The sequence below is a fragment of the Methylobacterium sp. J-092 genome, assembly GCF_022829325.1.
GTDB lineage: Bacteria > Pseudomonadota > Alphaproteobacteria > Rhizobiales > Beijerinckiaceae > Methylobacterium.
Window position 1 is genome coordinate 14,737 of record NZ_JAKSXU010000187.1, and the last position, 15,425, is coordinate 30,161.

Annotated in this window: 22 protein-coding genes; all 22 read left to right on the plus strand. The window is 68.6% G+C overall.

What is annotated here, in order from left to right:
* The first annotated feature begins 1 nt into the window (after position 1).
* The 22 genes from MKK60_RS22420 (at position 2) to MKK60_RS22525 (ending at position 15,224) form a co-directional block, all read left to right on the plus strand.
* A complete protein-coding gene (locus MKK60_RS22420; RefSeq protein ID WP_243988631.1) occupies positions 2 to 235 on the plus strand; it encodes a hypothetical protein in 234 nt (77 codons plus the stop codon).
* Between the two features lie 6 nt (positions 236 to 241).
* Positions 242 to 517 carry a hypothetical protein gene (locus MKK60_RS22425; RefSeq protein WP_243988632.1) on the plus strand — a complete coding sequence of 92 codons (276 nt, stop codon included), beginning with the start codon at positions 242 to 244 and terminating at the stop codon, positions 515 to 517.
* Between the two features lie 7 nt (positions 518 to 524).
* Positions 525 to 875, plus strand: a complete 351-nt coding sequence (locus MKK60_RS22430) for a GIY-YIG nuclease family protein (protein ID WP_243988633.1) — start codon at positions 525 to 527, stop codon at positions 873 to 875.
* Positions 872 to 1,861: a DUF1376 domain-containing protein gene (locus MKK60_RS22435; protein ID WP_243988634.1), complete on the plus strand. Its 990-nt coding sequence runs from the start codon at positions 872 to 874 to the stop codon at positions 1,859 to 1,861. Before MKK60_RS22430 ends, MKK60_RS22435 begins: the two co-directional genes overlap by 4 nt.
* Positions 1,785 to 2,435, plus strand: a complete 651-nt coding sequence (locus MKK60_RS22440) for a hypothetical protein (RefSeq protein WP_243988635.1) — start codon at positions 1,785 to 1,787, stop codon at positions 2,433 to 2,435. Before MKK60_RS22435 ends, MKK60_RS22440 begins: the two co-directional genes overlap by 77 nt.
* On the plus strand, positions 2,432 to 2,671 hold the full coding sequence (locus MKK60_RS22445) for a hypothetical protein (protein WP_243988636.1): 240 nt from the start codon (positions 2,432 to 2,434) through the stop codon (positions 2,669 to 2,671). The genes MKK60_RS22440 and MKK60_RS22445 overlap by 4 nt, the downstream gene beginning before the upstream one ends.
* 106 nt (positions 2,672 to 2,777) lie before the next feature.
* The gene (locus MKK60_RS22450; protein ID WP_243988637.1) at positions 2,778 to 3,536 is read left to right on the plus strand and encodes a Rha family transcriptional regulator; all 759 of its coding nucleotides are present in this window, start codon (positions 2,778 to 2,780) and stop codon (positions 3,534 to 3,536) included.
* Positions 3,533 to 3,898 (plus strand): hypothetical protein, encoded by a 366-nt coding sequence (locus tag MKK60_RS22455; protein ID WP_243988638.1) that lies wholly within the window; start codon positions 3,533 to 3,535, stop codon positions 3,896 to 3,898. Before MKK60_RS22450 ends, MKK60_RS22455 begins: the two co-directional genes overlap by 4 nt.
* Positions 3,895 to 4,158, plus strand: a complete 264-nt coding sequence (locus tag MKK60_RS22460; protein WP_243988639.1) for a hypothetical protein — start codon at positions 3,895 to 3,897, stop codon at positions 4,156 to 4,158. The genes MKK60_RS22455 and MKK60_RS22460 overlap by 4 nt, the downstream gene beginning before the upstream one ends.
* A 68-nt stretch (positions 4,159 to 4,226) precedes the next feature.
* Complete coding sequence (locus tag MKK60_RS22465; protein WP_243988640.1) at positions 4,227 to 4,919, plus strand: transcription termination/antitermination protein NusG; 693 nt, start codon at positions 4,227 to 4,229, stop codon at positions 4,917 to 4,919.
* A 345-nt stretch (positions 4,920 to 5,264) separates the two neighbouring features.
* Positions 5,265 to 5,918, plus strand: a complete 654-nt coding sequence (locus MKK60_RS22470) for a hypothetical protein (protein ID WP_243988641.1) — start codon at positions 5,265 to 5,267, stop codon at positions 5,916 to 5,918.
* A gap of 58 nt (positions 5,919 to 5,976) precedes the next feature.
* The gene (locus MKK60_RS22475) at positions 5,977 to 7,965 is read left to right on the plus strand and encodes a phage terminase large subunit family protein (RefSeq protein ID WP_243988642.1); all 1,989 of its coding nucleotides are present in this window, start codon (positions 5,977 to 5,979) and stop codon (positions 7,963 to 7,965) included.
* Positions 7,965 to 8,192, plus strand: coding sequence for a phage head-tail joining protein (locus MKK60_RS22480; protein WP_243988643.1), 228 nt, complete (start codon positions 7,965 to 7,967; stop codon positions 8,190 to 8,192). The genes MKK60_RS22475 and MKK60_RS22480 overlap by 1 nt, the downstream gene beginning before the upstream one ends.
* A gap of 62 nt (positions 8,193 to 8,254) precedes the next feature.
* Complete coding sequence (locus MKK60_RS22485) at positions 8,255 to 9,847, plus strand: phage portal protein (protein ID WP_243988680.1); 1,593 nt, start codon at positions 8,255 to 8,257, stop codon at positions 9,845 to 9,847.
* A gap of 11 nt (positions 9,848 to 9,858) precedes the next feature.
* Complete coding sequence (locus MKK60_RS22490) at positions 9,859 to 11,082, plus strand: head maturation protease, ClpP-related (RefSeq protein WP_243988644.1); 1,224 nt, start codon at positions 9,859 to 9,861, stop codon at positions 11,080 to 11,082.
* 2 nt (positions 11,083 to 11,084) lie between these two features.
* Entirely contained in the window at positions 11,085 to 11,465 is a 381-nt protein-coding gene (locus tag MKK60_RS22495) for a head decoration protein (protein WP_243988645.1), read from the plus strand.
* A 3-nt stretch (positions 11,466 to 11,468) separates the two neighbouring features.
* The gene (locus MKK60_RS22500; RefSeq protein WP_243988646.1) at positions 11,469 to 12,533 is read left to right on the plus strand and encodes a major capsid protein; all 1,065 of its coding nucleotides are present in this window, start codon (positions 11,469 to 11,471) and stop codon (positions 12,531 to 12,533) included.
* Between the two features lie 11 nt (positions 12,534 to 12,544).
* Entirely contained in the window at positions 12,545 to 12,817 is a 273-nt protein-coding gene (locus tag MKK60_RS22505; protein WP_243988647.1) for a hypothetical protein, read from the plus strand.
* Complete coding sequence (locus tag MKK60_RS22510) at positions 12,814 to 13,176, plus strand: hypothetical protein (protein ID WP_243988648.1); 363 nt, start codon at positions 12,814 to 12,816, stop codon at positions 13,174 to 13,176. The genes MKK60_RS22505 and MKK60_RS22510 overlap by 4 nt, the downstream gene beginning before the upstream one ends.
* Complete coding sequence (locus MKK60_RS22515) at positions 13,173 to 13,829, plus strand: DUF6441 family protein (protein ID WP_243988649.1); 657 nt, start codon at positions 13,173 to 13,175, stop codon at positions 13,827 to 13,829. Before MKK60_RS22510 ends, MKK60_RS22515 begins: the two co-directional genes overlap by 4 nt.
* Positions 13,829 to 14,263, plus strand: coding sequence for a hypothetical protein (locus MKK60_RS22520; RefSeq protein WP_243988650.1), 435 nt, complete (start codon positions 13,829 to 13,831; stop codon positions 14,261 to 14,263). The genes MKK60_RS22515 and MKK60_RS22520 overlap by 1 nt, the downstream gene beginning before the upstream one ends.
* A 19-nt stretch (positions 14,264 to 14,282) precedes the next feature.
* On the plus strand, positions 14,283 to 15,224 hold the full coding sequence (locus tag MKK60_RS22525) for a phage tail tube protein (RefSeq protein ID WP_243988651.1): 942 nt from the start codon (positions 14,283 to 14,285) through the stop codon (positions 15,222 to 15,224).
* Positions 15,225 to 15,425 lie beyond the last annotated feature (201 nt).

Below are 15,425 nucleotides of genomic sequence, written 5' to 3' on the forward strand. Positions count from 1 at the left end.
CATGTTCGCACAGCAGCAGGAAGCTGACGTCACCCCCGCGGTCAAGCGGAAGCGTCGGGATAAGCTCGCGCCGCCAACCGGTGCCGAGATCCTGGAGAAGGCCGCTCGCGAGGCGCGCCCGACCACGCCGGCCGAGCGCAGGAAGATGGAGCGGGCCGGCCAGCTTCTGATGCCCGGTCACACGAGCCTGCCGATGCTCGCCCCTCCTGGCGCCGAAGCCTCGGATCAAGGCTAGCGCATCATGGCCAGCTTTGCCGACCATCCTGCCTTCCGGGCCGGCCGCGCGCGTTCGCTGCAGGTCGAGAGCCTGAACGATATCCGTGCGGTCCTCCCGACCGTCGAGCCCGGCACGTGCATGGCCGTGTGGTCGGCGATGCGAGATCCTGCATCGGTAGCGAACGCTCTGTCGGCTCTGGAGGCGATGCCTGGCCAGACGAAGGCGCTGGTGCTGACGAACTCGCTCGCCTTCGCTGATCGCCGCAAGCGATCGGTCCGCACCCTCATGGCTGCGGAGTAGCGCGGACATGAAGCGCGGACCTTGCTTCGTCTACGTCATGGGTTCCGTTGGGGGGCCGGTGAAAATCGGCATCGCTGGCGACCCGGCTAAGCGGCTGCGCCAGGTGCAGCACGCCAGCCCTACGGCAGTCCTCATCTTCCACCTGCGCCGCTTCGCGAGCCGTGAGATCGCCGCGCAGGTCGAGGCTCGAGCGCACGCGGTCCTCAGCGACCTTCGGCTTCGCGGCGAGTGGTTCTCGTCTTCACCGGATGAAGCGACCGCCGCGATCGCTGCGGCTGCTGTCTGGGTCAAGGGCCGTCGGTCTAACGTGTTCGGCCCTAGCGCGCGCCGCACTGTGCATCTGAGGACGGTCCGATGAAGGGCGAGTTCTACAAGATGGACTACGAGGCCTGGGACGAGGGCACCGACGAGCTCTCGCTTGAGCAGGAGGCCGCGTATTTGCGCCTCTGCCATCAGCTCTATCGGCGCAAGGCGTCGATCCCGAGCGCGCCGGCGACCCTTGGCCGGATCTGGCGCTGCCATCCGAACAAGGCGCGCAAGCTCCTCGGCGACCTGATCGCGGCTGGGAAGATCGTCGAGAAGGACGGTCTTCTGAGCAACACCCGGGTGACACGAGAGCTGGACGACCGGGAGACGAGGCGGACACAGCAGGCAGACGCAGGGCACATCGGCGGGACACGCTCGCAAGAGAACCGACGTAAGCCATTGAAAATAAACGGTGGTGATAGAGCGGATGCTTCAAGCGCTGCGAAGCGAAATCAAGCAGAGGAAGAGAGAGAGGGAGAGAAGAAAGAGCAGATAGAGGCTTTGCCTCCATCTGACGTGCGCGAGAGCGACGGCTTCCCCTCGAACGCCTTCGACCTCTTTTGGGCTGAGTATCCCGAGAAGGTCGGCAAGGATCCGGCTCGGAAGAGCTTCGCGACTGTCCGCAAGAGCCGACGCGTCACCTTCGCAGCGCTCATGGACGGGCTTGCCCGATACCAAGCCTCGAAGCCAGCTGACCGCAACTGGTGCCACCCGACGACGTGGCTGAACCAGGGACGCTGGTCCGATCAGCCCGCCGCTCCCATGCAACGGCCGGTCGCCGTTCGCGGCTCGCCCCCCCGCGCATCCACAGCCGACCTCTGGGCCGGCGACGCCTTCGACGCTCACGAATCCCGCCAGCGAGGTCCAGATGAACACCTCCCTTTCCCCGATAGCCGAGCCGGAGGCGAGACTGCCGGCGATCCCCGGTGGGATCCCGCAAGCTGGGAAGCGGACCGCAGCCGTGGTCGGCTACCTGCACAACAACCTCGAGACGATCCCCGGCAACTTCCGCCGCTACGCCTTGTCGGCCGCGCATGAGCCGACGGCAGAGCAGAAGGCGCTGCTGCTGGCCCGACGGGACGAGATCGACCGCGGTCTTGCTGAGGCGGACGTGCTGACCATCCGCGAGCAGGTCGGCATCCTCCGCAGCAGCATGGCGACGGCGCCGCTCGGCGAGGAGGCGATGACGCTCGCCAAGCGCGCCTTCATCCTCGTGCTGAGCAAGTATCCCGCCTGGGCGATCGTCGAGGCCTCGATGCGCTTCCTCGACGGCCGAGCCGGGAACAAGACGTACGCCCCGACGGCGGCCGAGATGGCAGAGGTGTGCCGCCGGCTGATCTCGGAGGACTTAGCCGAGCGCGCCCGGATCAACGCGATCCTCGACGCCGAAATCTACCACGCGCCAACCGAGGGAGAGCGCGCCGAGGTCGAGCGCCGGCATCAGGCCTTCGTGGAAGAGACCGCCCGTGCCGCGGATGCGCGCCGGGCTCGCCAGGACGATCGCTCCGCCCAGGAGGTCAGCCCCGAGCGTGCTCAGGCGATCGCCGATCTCGAACGCCGTCGCCTTCGGCGCGAGGCCGCCGCTGCAGCAACAGAAGGAGCCGAAGCATGAGCACCCTATCCGAGATGAAGCCGTTCTGGATGGTTCAGGGCAGCGGCCCGGCCCGGTTTCGCCACGACACGAAGGCTGCCGCCACCACCGAGGCCGAGCGCTTGGCGCGGCAGCATCCAGGATCCGTCTTCGTCGTGATGGAGGCCATTGAGGCCGTCCGTAAGATCGACGTCCAGCGCGTGAACCTGCGCGACCGGCAGCACGACTGGTCCGTGGATGACGACATTCCCTTCTAGCCACCGGCGACGGGGCCACAGCTTGCAGGCGCCAGCCCCGTCGCCTTCTCCCCGGACCTATGGAGCCCCCTCCAGGTCCAGTTGCCACCCGAACGAGGGATCCGAGATGACCGAGGGCGATATGCAGACCGGCGGCGCCGACCGTCAACCGATCGTGACGATGATGTCGGGCGAGGCGAGAGCCGATAGCCGTGATGTCGCCGCCTACTTCAAGAAGGCGCACGGGGATGTCCTTCGAGCGATCGACGTCATTCTCGGCAATCGGCCCGACCTACGAAAACGCGATTTTGCGTTATCAAGCTACGGCAACGACTTAGCCGAGAGTGGGCGCACCTACCGCTGCTTCACCATGAACCAGCTCGCGTTCTCCATCCTTGTGATGGGGTTCACGGGCGCAGAGGCGCTGGACTTCAAGATCAGCTACGCCAGGGCGTTCGAGGCGATGCAGGCCCGATCGGCTGCGCCCGCGGTCGACCTCGAAGACCCAGCCGCTCTGCGCGCCCTCTTGCTGGGCCGGGTCGAGAAGGTCATCGAACTGCAAGGGCAGATCGCACAGCAGGCGCCGATCGTCAGCGCCTACGCGCGGATCGCTGAGGCCGACGGCTCGCTCTGCATCCGCGATGCCGCGAAGGCGCTACAGGTCCGGCCCATCGACCTGACGAACCATCTCATCACCAAGGGCTGGATCTACCGGCGCCCCGGCTCAAAGGAGTGGACAGCCTACCAGCCGAAGCTCTCAGCGCTCCTCTTGCGGCACAAGCTGGCCACCATCCCGCACGAGGACGGCCACGAGCGGGTCCGCACCCAGGTGCGCGTCACGCCGAAGGGGATTGGCCGGCTGGCTGAAGAACTGGCTGTGTCATGAGCGCCGCCGCAATCACCCGTTCGGCCCTGGAAACTGGCTCGCCTGAGTGGCGAGCAGCGATCCTCGGCCAGGCCATCGCCTACGCCGGCCACCTCACCGGTCCGATCTGCCCATTCGCGCTTCATCGCTACCTGCAGGGCTTCCTCGGCGCCCGTGAGGAGGAGTGCGGCGGGGACATCTTCGATGCGGTCGTGATGCTGGCCCAGTCGGGTCTCTTCACCATCAGCACCACCGACCCGATCAGCGGCGCCATCTCGTTCGGCGGCGACACCACCCTTACGCCGACACCGGCGCTGACAGCCTTTGTTTACGGCGGCCCATGCGCAGGTGTTGGCGAAGACGACGAGGGCGAGGAGCCATGACGCCTTCGCCCATCATCACCGACCACGCTCTCCTTCGCTACATGGAGAGGTTCTACGGGGTCGACACGGCCGCGTGGCGCGAGGCGATGGCGTCGGACGTCGCGGCCGCGCTCGCAGCCTATCGCGGGAAGCACGAGCGAGGGCAGCAGGCCTTCGTCATGTCGAGCGCAGGGCGCGTCGTCACCGTCCTCGACGAGCGCGTCCGCTTCCTGATCCCGTCGAGCCAGCCTGCCGTCGCCATCCCCCGCATCATCATCTGACGATCCGCAGCCGCCACTGCGAATCCGTCTGCTCGTCCCTGTCCAGTTGCGTACCCAGGAGCACCGCCATGGCTCGAAGCCAGAAGCAGCGTTTGCGCGAGCAGCGCCGTCGGGAGGAAGCCCGCAACGCCGAGGCCCGGGCACGCCAGCGGAGGGCGAACGGCTTCAACGAGAAGCCTAAGCCGCCGCCGCGGCCCGAGCGCGCAGAGCGGTTCATCGTTGATCCGACGAGGAAGTGGCACGTCGTCCGCACGCTGCCCCGCTGGTCAGGCCGGGCGGCTGAGCAGATCCGCGGCGTGGGCGTCCCGGTGTTCGAGGCGCGCGAGGCCGTGCGGCTGGTCTCGGAGATCGGCAAGGCGCGAACCGCTCTGGTCCCCCTGCTGCGCCGGCTGCTCTTCGTCGGCATCAACGATTGGCAGGAGCTCGCCCACGTCGAGAGCCACCCGGGGATCTACGACGACGCGACCACCTACCGGCGCGGCGGCCTCGCCATGCACGATGGTCGCCCGATCGTCATCGCCCCCGATGAGATGCAGACCTTCGCCGACTGCGTGACCGGCTGGGACGGAGACATCAGCAAGGCAGCCAAGATCCTCTTCGACATCGGCGAGGCTGTTCGCGTGACGGTTGGACAGTTCGCCAGCTTCGACGGCAGGGTCGAGGCAGTCGACCAAGCACGTGAGCGGCTGACGGTAGCTGTCGCGATCTTCGGCCGCGAAACGCCTGTGGAACTCGAATACGCCCAGGTCGAAAGGGCTTGACGGAATCATAGCCTGCTGCATACGTCATGCACAGACGAACCAGATGCAGGAGCTTGCCCTGATGGGCAGCTTCACTGACTGCCCGGCGAGCCGGGATGTGTCTCTGGCCCGGCCCAGACCCGAGTAGGGCGAGGCGCCTGGGTTGTTGCGCCCCGAGCGAGAGGATCGCTGCGGGGCTTTTCTTTGCCCCTCGCCCGCACCCCGCCCGACATGAGGGCGATGCGCCCGCTGCCCACCCCCGTAGGGACCCTGGACAGCCAGCGCCTATACGGGTGGTCGGGGCCCCGATGTTTTCTAGCGCCAGGGTCCCAAAACCCGGTAACGGGGTAACAGGTAACAGCGCCCATGGCCGAAACGACCGGGGCAAAATTCCTAAGCCAAGCCGACTTCGCCCGCCGTCGTGGCGTGTCTCGGAAGTCGGTAACAGGTTGGAAACAGAAGGGTATCCTCGTCCTTAACGAGGCCGGCCTGATTGACGTCGAGGCGACCGAATGGGCGCTGGACCAGCGTCCGGCCAGCTACCGGGGTGGTGTTACCCATCGCCCGGTGCGCGCCGTCCCAGGTAACAGGCCGCCACCAGAGCCGAAGGCCCCCGCCAAGCCGAAGCCCGACACCTGGCAGACCCTCGGCGAGGCGATGCCGCGGCCCGGCGCGGTGCCGATCGATGGCGAGGGCGAGCAAGGCGACGACGAGGCCCTGGACCCTACGAACCTGCCGCTACCGGAGGCGATCCGGCGCAAGGAGAACTTCCTCGGCCTGCAGCGCAAGCAAGAGGTCGAGAAGAACGATCGCAAGTTGGTCGACCGCGAGGCGGCCGAGAAGCTGTTCTTCGACACCGCCCGGGACTTCCGGGATGCCTGGTTGTCCTGGCCCGCCCGGATCGCCGTCGTGATGGCAGATGAGCTCAAGGTCGATCCCCGCGCGCTGACGACGATCCTGAACGCGCATGTCAAACAGCACCTCTCCGAGCTTGGCGATCCTCCGGCCGACCTCGGCTGACACGGAAAGCCTGAGCCGGGCTTGGAGGAAGGGGACGACCCCAACCCCGAACCTCAACGTGGTCGAGTGGGCCGAGCGCTACCGGCGCTTGAGCAAGGAATCGTCGAACGGCGGCCGGTTCATCGTCTCGCGCGTTGAGGTCGCCCGCGGCCCGATGCTGGCAGCGACCGAGCCGGGCGTCAGCACCATCACCCTGATGGCGTGCACGCAGTTGCTGAAAACGACCGTGATCGAGAACATCCTCGGTCGGTTCATCCACATCGACCCGTGCCCCATCCTGGTGGTGCAGCCGAAGGACGACGCGGCCGAGACCTTCTCGAAGGACCGGCTGGCCCCGATGATCCGCGACACGGCGGTGCTGAAGGATATCTTCGGGGACCTGAAGTCCCGGGACGCCGGCGCCACCCTGACGCACAAGCAGTTCCCGGGCGGCCACATCACCCTGGTGGGCTCGAACAGCCCGACCAACCTCGCGATGCGGCCGATCCGGCTGCTCACCTGCGACGAGATCGATAAGTACCCGCTGTCGGCCGGCGGCGAGGGCTCGCCGATCGATCTTGCCGAGGAGCGGCAGGCTGAGTTCAAGGCGAACAGCCTCTCGGTGCGAGCCTGCTCGCCGACGATCGCGGGCCGCAGCGCCATCGAGGCGTCCTACGAGGAGAGCGACCAGCGCAAGGCGTTCGTCGCGTGCCCGGGCTGCCAGGGCTGGTACCCCCTCGAATGGGAGCGGGTTCGCTTCGACAAGGATGAGGCCGGCAAGATCCGGCCCGAGACCGCCCGGTACGAGTGCGTGGCCTGCGAGCACCCGATGACGGAGCCCCAGCGGCTCGTCGCGTTGCGCAAGGTGGAGTGGAGGCAGACCCGGACCTTCACCTGCTGCGGTGAGAACCAGACGCCGGAGTGTTGGGCGCCTGAAGCTCACGGCGTCGCCCGAGCCCTGTGCCTCCACTGCGGCGTAGAGGCGGTGCCGAACGACCATGCGGGCTTTCAGGCGTCGAAGCTGTATGCGCCGAAGCAGACCATCCGCGAGACGGTGGCGAAGTTCGCCCGAGCGCTGAGACGAGGCCCTGAGGCGTTGAGGACGTTCTTCAACACGCAGCTGGCCCGCACGTGGAAAGAGGGCGCGGACGCTCCGGAGTGGCAGGACGTCTACGCGCGGAAGGATCGCTACCGCAGCGGCACCGTGCCGGCGGGCGGGCTCATCTTATTCGGTGGCGTCGACGTCCAAAAGGACCGCCTCGAGGCGAGCGTCTGGGCCTTCGGGCGCAACCGCGAGCGCTGGCTGATCGAGCACCGGGTGCTGCCCGGCGACACGGTCCGGGCCCAGGTCTGGAAAGACCTCGAGGTGATGTTCGACGAGACCTGGGAGCACGAGAGCGGCGCCGACATGCGCGTCCGCGACTGGGGCGTGGATTCCAGCGGCTTCACCGCCGAGGTCTACGCCTTCGTACGGACTCAAGGCGGCCGGCCGGTCCACGCGGTCGACGGCCAGGACAGCTACGCGGCGGCCTTCCTCGGTGTCGGCAACAAGGATGCGACCCCGGCCGGCAAGAAGCTTCGACGCGGCCTGAAGACGGTCCGTGTCGGGGCGTCGTTCGCGAAGCAGGAACTGATGGGGTGCTTAGCGCTCCACCGTCCGCCCGACGGCAAGGCCTTCCCGGCTGGCTTCGTCCACCTGCCGGACGACGTGACCGAGGATCAGGTCAAGCAGCTCACCGCCGAGGAACTGGTCACCCACGTGACCCGCGGTCGTACGCGTCGCGAGTGGGTGCCGATCGGAGGCCGGCGCAACGAGGTGCTGGACTGCGCGAACTACGCCCGCGGGCTCGCTGCGATGCGCGGCTGGGATCGGTGGCGGGAGACGCACTGGCGGCAACTCGAGGCCAGCCTTGGCATCGAGCGCACCCGACTGATCCCCGAGGCCGACCGGTCGGCCACTGCGGCCTCGGTTGTGGCCGAGCGGTCCAAAGCAGAGGGCGCACTGGTGCGCCATCCGAAGCGCATGACCGGACGCAGCAGGGTCCGCACCGGACCGGCGAGGTGGTGATGGCGGCATACACCGATAAGCAGCGCGATGCGCTGAGGGCGGCCATCGCCAGCGGTGCCCTCACCGTGGAGGGCGCCGACATCGGTCGGGTGACCTATCGGTCGCTCGACGAGATGCAGCGCGCGCTGTCGATGGTCGAGGCCGGCCTCGCCGCGCAGAACGCCGCCGGCGGTGTGCCGCGTCGCCGGACCCGACAGGTTGTCGTGGTCGGCCGCAGCGGGTGGTAGGCGTGAACGGGTACGGCAATGTCTCGGTCAGCTTCGGCGGCGGCACACTCAAGCCGCTGGCGATGGACATGTCCGGCGACCTCGACGGAGCCGGTGTCGTCGCGGCGGAGACCCCGGCCTACGATGTCGCCGGCGGCACCGGGCGCCGGTCGCGCGGGTGGCGGGTCGGCAGCTTCGGGCCGAACACCGCGATCACCTACTCGCTCGACGAGTTGCGCCGGAAGTCGCGGGACCAGACCCGGAAGAACCCGCTGGCTGGCGCGGCGGTCGACAAGCTCGTGAGCAACATCGTCGGGACCGGCGTCTCGCCGCGCTCGACGGCGGCGCGCAGCACCGTCGGCATGTCGAAGGCACGCACGAAGAAGGTGCAGCAGGAGGACGCGGCGTTCCGCGCCGAGATCCAGCGCCTTCACCTGGCCTGGACCGACGAGGCGGACTCCACCGGTGCGCACGACTATTTTGGACTGCAGGCGCTCGCCGTGCGCGGCATGGTCGAGGGTGGCGAGACCTTCACGCGCCTGCGCACCCGGCTGCTGTCCGACGGCCTGACGGTCCCGCTGCAGCTGCAGTTGCTCGAGGGCGATCATTGCCCGCACCTCAAGACCGACCCAGGCGCCGGGGTTCGGCAAGGCATCCAGTACGACGCGATCGGTGCGCGCACCGGCTTCTGGCTGTATCGTGAGCATCCCGGCGACGGCATTCTCACTGGCAAGGGCCCGGACCTGACCCTCGTGCCGGCGGCCGATGTCTGCCACCTCTACCGGGCGATGCGGCCGAGCCAGGACCGCGGCGAGCCCTGGCTCGCGCGGGCGCTGCGCACGCTCTACGACCTCGACGCCTACTTCGACGCAGAGCTCGTGCGGAAGAAGAACGCCGCCCGCTTCCTCGGCTTCATCAAGCGGGTGCAGGAAGGGGTCGAGAACGACCTTATTCGCGAGGGGGCCGGGCCGCTCGGCTCGGATGCCGACGACGATGGCGGCGCGGTCCTCAGCCTCGACCCCGGCACCCTGCAGGTGCTGGCGGACGGTGAGGAGGTCGACCTCACCAATCCGCCGGACACCGGGCCGAACTTCGAGAAGTTCGTGCGCGAGGCCAAGCGTAACGTCGCGGTGGCGGTGGGCGCCCTCTACGAGGAGCTGTCGGGCGACTACGGCTCAATGAACGACCGGTCCCTGCGCGCGGCGTTCAACGCGTTCCGGCGCTCGGTCGAGATGTGGCAGCACCACCAGCTGGTGTTCCAGTTCTGCCGCCCGATCTGGATTCGCTGGATCGACCTCGCCCTGCTCTCCGGCGCGTTGCGCCTGCCGCCCGGCATGACCCGTGCGCAGGCCTATGCGGTGAAGTGGATCCCGCAGGCGTGGCCGTACATCCACCCAGTGCAGGACGTGCAGGGCAAGACCATGGAGATTGCGGCCGGGCTCTCCACCCGGACGCAGAAGGTCTCCGAGGGCGGCTACGACGCGGAAGCGGTCGACGCCGAGAACGCTGCCGACAACGCCCGGGCCGACGCGCTCGGGCTCGCCTACACCAGCGACGGCCGCCGGCCGGCCGCGAACGGCGGCGCCCCGGCATCCACCGCGAAGGCCGAAGAGCCCGACGGCGGGCAGCAAAGCTCGGACAACGGCGCCGACGACACGGCGCGCACTTCAGACTGACAGGAGCCACCATGGCCGTACTGGTCACGGGGAACGAGATCGTGCTCAGCGGCACGGTCGGCGACCTCTATTGGGACGACAGCTTCAGCGCTGCCGATGTCATCCTCGCGCTGGCCCGCGTCGGCCGCGGGCAGGACGTGACGATCCGGCTGAACAGCGGCGGCGGCATCGCCACCGAGGGCGCGGCGATCCACGCCGCGCTCGTCGCGCACACCGGGCGCAAGACCATCATCGTCGAGGGGATCGCGGCCTCCGCCGCGTCTGTCATCGCCATGGCCGGCGACGAGATCGTCATGGCGATGGGCGCGATCATGATGATCCACGACCCGTCGGGCTTCACCTTCGGGACGATTGCGGAGCACGAGCTGCAGATCAAGGCGCTCACCGCGCTCGCGACCGCCATGGCCGGCATCTACGCCGACCGGTCCGGACGTTCCGCCGATGAGGCCCGCGCCGACATGCGCGGCGAGCTGTGGCTCTCGCCGGACGAGGCAGTGGCCGCGGGTTACGCCGATCGCGTCCAGGGCCGCCCGGGCGAACCGGCCGCCGACGGCTCGACCACGGTGGTCGACGCCGAGGCGGACAACGACGATGCCGCGGACGGCCCCGAGCCGACCGCCTTCGACTTCCGCCTCTACCAGCATCCGCCGGATCGCCTCGTGGCCCTGGCCGATCAGCGCGCCTGGACCAACCGCGTCCGGCCGCTCGCGGCGATCCCGCCGAAGTCCACCGCCCGCAAGGAGAACACGATGGCGAACCAACCCGCGGGCGGTTCGCCCGTCCCCGCAGATCCGAGCGCCGCGCTCGCCGCCGCCGTCGACGGCGCGCGGCCGGCCGCCACCGCGACCACCGTCTCGCGCGCCGATGCCGCCGAGATCGTCACCCTCTGCGTCGCGGGCGGCGTGCCGGCGATGGCTTCCACCCTGATCGCGGAGGGCGCGACCGTCGCCCAGGCGAAGGAGCGCATCGGCGCGGCCGGCGAGGTCAAGAACCTCGTGGCGCTCGCTCGGCGCAAGGACCCGACGCTGCCGGCCGACCTCGACGCCACGATGCTCGCCGAGGGCAAGACCGTGGAGCAGGCGCGCGCCGCGCTCTTCGACAAGCTCGTCGCGAAGGAGGCCGAGACCTCGGTCGCCTCGCACGTCCCCGCCGCGGTCGGCAACGCCGGTGCCGCCGCCTCCGCCACCAGCATGGAGCGCGAACTGAAGCGCGCCGGCATCAAGAAGGACGCGTGACCATGGCCCTCCTCGAAACCGCGATCGTCACCTCGGACTGGCTCAAGACCGAGGCCGAGAACTACTACTCGCGCGACACCGCGATCATCGCCTCCGGCTCCGGCAAGCTGAAGTCCGGCCAGGTGCTCGCGCTGGTCGCCGCGACCGGCAAGTACGTGCCGAACGCGGCCACCGGCGCCGACGGATCGCAGACTGCGGTCGCCGTCCTCGCCTTCCCCGTCGACGCGACCAGCGCCGACACCCCTGCCGTGATCGTGGCTCGCCACGCCGTCGCGAGCCACGCGGGCCTGACCTACGGGCCCACCATCACCGATGCCACGAAGCGCGCAGCGGCCAACGGCCAGCTGAAGGCGGTCGGCATCGTCGTCCGCCAGGGAGCCTGACCGATGCCCATCATCCTCGACATCTTCAACCAGGACGCGTTCTCGGCCGCGTCGCTCACCGCCAACGTCACGCTCGTGCCGAACAGCTACGGGCGGATCAACGAGCTCGGCCTGTTCACCCCCGAGCCGATCGCCACCACGTCCGTGATCGTGATGATCGACAAGGGCGTGCTGTCGCTGCTCCCGACCCGCCCGCGCGGCGGCCCGGCCAGCCTCGGCACGCGCGGCACGCAGAAGCCCAAGTCCTTCGTCGTGCCGCACATCCCGCACGAGGACAGCGTGCTCTCGACCGACGTGCAGAACATGCTCGCGGCCGCGTCCGGCACGCCGGACGGTGGGCTCGAGACCGTGCTCGGCTTCGTGAACCGCAAGCTGATCACGATGCGTCGCAAGCACGCGATCACGCTGGAGCACCTGCGCGTCGGTGCGATCCAGGGGCGCATCCTCGACTCGGACGGCAGCGTGCTGCTCGACCTGTTCGCTGCGTTCGGCGTGAACGAGAAGGTCGTCGACTTCACCCTGGGCACCGCGACCACCGACGTCGGCGCCATGTGCGACCTCGTCACCGGCTACATGGAGGACAACCTCCAGGGCGAGACCATGACGGGGGTCCACGCGCTGGCCTCGCCGGAGTGGATGGCGAAGTTCACCGCCCACAAGAGCGTGAAGGACAGCTTCATGTTCTTCGCCTCTCCGCAGAACCCCAACCGCGACAGCGTGCGCAAGGGCTTCACCTTCAAGGGGATCACCTTCGAGGAGTACCGCGGTGCGGCCTCCTACGTGCAGGAGGACGGCACGCTGAGCCTGCCGCAGCGCTTCATCGCGCCCGGCGACGTGCGGTTCATCCCGCTTGGCACCAGTGACACCTTCACCAACTACTGGGCGCCGCCGGACTTCTGGTCCGGCGTCAACCAGGCGCCCGCGGTCGGCAGCCCGGACGCCGAGGTGTTCGTCGCCCCGCTCGAGCCGAAGCGCTTCGGCAAGGGCATGGACATCCACACCGAGTCCAACCCGCTCCCGCTCGTGAAGCGCCCCGCGCTGCTCGTGCGCGGCACCACCTCGAACTGACGGAGGCCATCATGCGTGTGCGCGAGAAGGGCAAGGCGGACGGCGAGCACGTCCACATGAGCTGGGACGAGGCCCAGGCGGCGCTCGCCGCCGGCACCCACGAAGTCGCCGAGGGTTCCCCCCCCGACGACGCCGAGGGCGAGGGCGACGCCGAGGACGGCGGCGACGGGCTCGACACCAAGACCCGGCCGGAGCTCGAAGCCCTGGCCGCCGAGCGCGGCCTCGACGTGTCGGGCGCCCGCAACAAAGGCGAGATCATCGAGGCGCTGCGCGCCCCCCGATGAGTGCCTTCGCCCTGATGGTCGATGCCGTGTTCGCCGACCCCCATCTCGCGATCGACGCGGTGTGGCGGGTCGGCGGCACCGGTGACGGCATCCCCGTTCGGGTGATCCGGAAGTCACCGGAGGCCATCGTCGGCTTCGGCGGCAACCAGTTCGACCTCAACGCCATGTTGATCGAGGTCCGCCTCTCCGAGGTCGCGAGCCCCGCCGAGGGCGACACGATCGACCTGGCAGGCGAAGACGGCGAGATCGCCGAGACCGTCCGCGTTACGAACCTGTCCAAGATCGACACGCGCAAGCTGGTTCGTACCGTCGAGGTCGAGCCGGTGGTCGCCGACCCTGACGAGGATGACGCGACGTGACCCGTTTCTCGGCGCAGGTTCCCGACATCCGGGCGGCGCTGAAAGGCGATGAGGTTCGCATCGCCACCTCGATCACGGCCGGCATGCAGCAAGTCACCGACGGGCTGAAGGCGGATCTGCGTTCCGAGGTGACGGGTGCTGGGCTCGGTCAGCGGCTCGCCAACACATGGCGCGGCCAGACCTTCCCAACCGCCGGCGTCAGCGCGGATGCTGCGGCCTACGTCAGTACCAAGGCCGCCAAGCTGATCGACGCCTTCGATCGCGGCGCCACGATCCGCGCGCAGAACAAGAAGTACCTCGCGATTCCGACCGACGAGGCGGGCGTGAAGCACATCAGCATCTCGAAGGGCAGCGGCCGGATCACCCCGGCGGTGTGGGAGCGCGAGACCGGCATCAAGCTGCGGTTCGTGCCTTCGAAGACCGGCGGCGTCCTCGTCGCCCCGGCGCGCTACCGCCGACAGGCGATCCGCTTCCAGAAGCGCAAGTCGTTCAAGCCGATCAAGGAGGGCGCGGCGGACAAGGGGCGCGATTTCGTCGTGATTTTCGTCCTCGTCCCGCAAGTGAAGCTCCGCAAGCGTCTCGATGTGGATGCCACCGCCAAGCGCTGGGCCGCGCGCGTGCCGGCCGCGATCGAAGCGAACTGGAAGGCCTGATGCCCAGCAAGCGCGAACAGGTGATTCAGGCCGTCGTCGCGCTGATGCAGGCGGCCCTGCCGCAGGCCTCCCACTACCGGAACGAGGTCAAGCAGCGGACCATCCCGGCCGGCGGGTACGTCAACGTCGACGATGGCGATCCTGGCGATCCCGAGGTGTCGCTCAGCCCGACGATCTGGATCTACGAGCACGAGATCCCGGTCGAGGTCGCTGCCAACAAGACCACTCGCGACAACGCCGAGACCCGCCTCGACACGATGCTGCAGGCGATCGGCGCGGCCGTCGCCGCGGACCGGACGCTCGGCGGCCTGTGCGACTACCTGATGGTCCAGGGCGCTACCACCGAGGCCCTGACTGCTGAGGGTGCGCCCGTGTCGCGCTCCGCCCTGGTCGGCATCCTGGCCGTCTACGGCACCACCGATCCCCTGAACTGAACGATCCCAGGAGAGCACCATGGCCCGAGCCCGCGGCGCGAACGCCATCATGGCGGCTGCCTTCGAGACCACCTACGGCACCCCGCCGGGCAGCGGCTATCGCAAGCTGCCTTTCGTCTCGTCGAACCTCGGCGAGGAGCAGGGCCTGATCGCGTCCGACCTGCTCGGCTACGGCCGCGAGCCGCTGCCGCCGTCCAAGGACGTCATCAACAACGAGGGCGACGTCGTCGTCCCGATCGACCTGCGCAACTTCGGCAACTGGCTGAAGCTGTTCATGGGCGCGCCCACGACGACGCTCGATGCCGCCGGCAACACCCACGTGTTCGTCTCCGGCGCGGTCAGCCTGCCGTCGATGACGGTCGAAGTCGGCCTGCCCGAGGTCCCGAGCTACGGGCAAAACTTCGGCGTCCGCGGCAACACCATGCGGGTGCAGATGCAGCGCTCCGGCCTGCTCACCGCGACGCTCGGCCTGATCGGCCAGGGCGAGACCAAGCTCCTCGCCTCCGCCGCCGGCACGCTAGCGGAAGCCTCAGTCGAGCGCTTCTCGCCGTTCCAGGGCGCGATCACCCGGGGCGGCGTCGACCTCGGCTCCGTCGTCTCGGCCGAGTTCACCTACTCGAACAACCTCGACAAGGTGGAGACCATCCGCCGCGACGGTCGGATCGAGGACGCCGACGCCGGGATGGTAATGATGAGCGGCAACATCGTCGTCCGCTTCGCCAACACGGTGCTGCTCGACCAGGCCACCGCCGGCACGCCCGTCGAACTCACCTTCGGCTGGGTCACCGACGCCGGCCGCTCGCTCGTGTTCAAGGCCCACGCGGTCTACCTGCCGCGGGCGAAGACCCCCGTCACGGGCCCGAACGGCGTGCAGGCCACGTTCGCGTGGCAGGCGGCCAAGGACATGACCCTCGGCCGGACGGTGACCGCAACGCTCGTGAACAACGTCACGGCCTACTAGGGCTGACCTGTCGCGCGCTGGATGCACCTCACTCCAAGTCTTGTGAAAGTACGATCCAGTTCGGTTTGCTCGACATAGATTCGACCCCACGATTTGAGACCTGCTTCGCAAGCGTCTTTTGTTGGGAAATCAATAGTTCCTGACGTGACGACGCCGCTGGTGGCGACCGAGATCCAGACGAAGATCCACATCCAATAGGCC

Excerpts from the sequence above, each read along its gene's own strand:
- MKK60_RS22430 (WP_243988633.1), top strand. The coding sequence starts at position 525 with ATGAAGCGCGGACCTTGCTTCGTCTACGTCATGGGTTCCGTTGGGGGG.
- MKK60_RS22420 (WP_243988631.1), top strand. The coding sequence starts at position 2 with ATGTTCGCACAGCAGCAGGAAGCTGACGTCACCCCCGCGGTCAAGCGG.
- MKK60_RS22465 (WP_243988640.1), top strand. The coding sequence starts at position 4,227 with ATGGCTCGAAGCCAGAAGCAGCGTTTGCGCGAGCAGCGCCGTCGGGAG.
- MKK60_RS22450 (WP_243988637.1), top strand. The coding sequence starts at position 2,778 with ATGACCGAGGGCGATATGCAGACCGGCGGCGCCGACCGTCAACCGATC.
- MKK60_RS22525 (WP_243988651.1), top strand. The coding sequence starts at position 14,283 with ATGGCCCGAGCCCGCGGCGCGAACGCCATCATGGCGGCTGCCTTCGAG.
- MKK60_RS22460 (WP_243988639.1), top strand. The coding sequence starts at position 3,895 with ATGACGCCTTCGCCCATCATCACCGACCACGCTCTCCTTCGCTACATG.
- MKK60_RS22520 (WP_243988650.1), top strand. The coding sequence starts at position 13,829 with ATGCCCAGCAAGCGCGAACAGGTGATTCAGGCCGTCGTCGCGCTGATG.
- MKK60_RS22455 (WP_243988638.1), top strand. The coding sequence starts at position 3,533 with ATGAGCGCCGCCGCAATCACCCGTTCGGCCCTGGAAACTGGCTCGCCT.
- MKK60_RS22485 (WP_243988680.1), top strand. The coding sequence starts at position 8,255 with ATGGACATGTCCGGCGACCTCGACGGAGCCGGTGTCGTCGCGGCGGAG.
- MKK60_RS22435 (WP_243988634.1), top strand. The coding sequence starts at position 872 with ATGAAGGGCGAGTTCTACAAGATGGACTACGAGGCCTGGGACGAGGGC.
- MKK60_RS22500 (WP_243988646.1), top strand. The coding sequence starts at position 11,469 with ATGCCCATCATCCTCGACATCTTCAACCAGGACGCGTTCTCGGCCGCG.
- MKK60_RS22495 (WP_243988645.1), top strand. The coding sequence starts at position 11,085 with ATGGCCCTCCTCGAAACCGCGATCGTCACCTCGGACTGGCTCAAGACC.
- MKK60_RS22470 (WP_243988641.1), top strand. The coding sequence starts at position 5,265 with ATGGCCGAAACGACCGGGGCAAAATTCCTAAGCCAAGCCGACTTCGCC.
- MKK60_RS22480 (WP_243988643.1), top strand. The coding sequence starts at position 7,965 with ATGGCGGCATACACCGATAAGCAGCGCGATGCGCTGAGGGCGGCCATC.
- MKK60_RS22490 (WP_243988644.1), top strand. The coding sequence starts at position 9,859 with ATGGCCGTACTGGTCACGGGGAACGAGATCGTGCTCAGCGGCACGGTC.
- MKK60_RS22425 (WP_243988632.1), top strand. The coding sequence starts at position 242 with ATGGCCAGCTTTGCCGACCATCCTGCCTTCCGGGCCGGCCGCGCGCGT.
- MKK60_RS22445 (WP_243988636.1), top strand. The coding sequence starts at position 2,432 with ATGAGCACCCTATCCGAGATGAAGCCGTTCTGGATGGTTCAGGGCAGC.
- MKK60_RS22505 (WP_243988647.1), top strand. The coding sequence starts at position 12,545 with ATGCGTGTGCGCGAGAAGGGCAAGGCGGACGGCGAGCACGTCCACATG.
- MKK60_RS22510 (WP_243988648.1), top strand. The coding sequence starts at position 12,814 with ATGAGTGCCTTCGCCCTGATGGTCGATGCCGTGTTCGCCGACCCCCAT.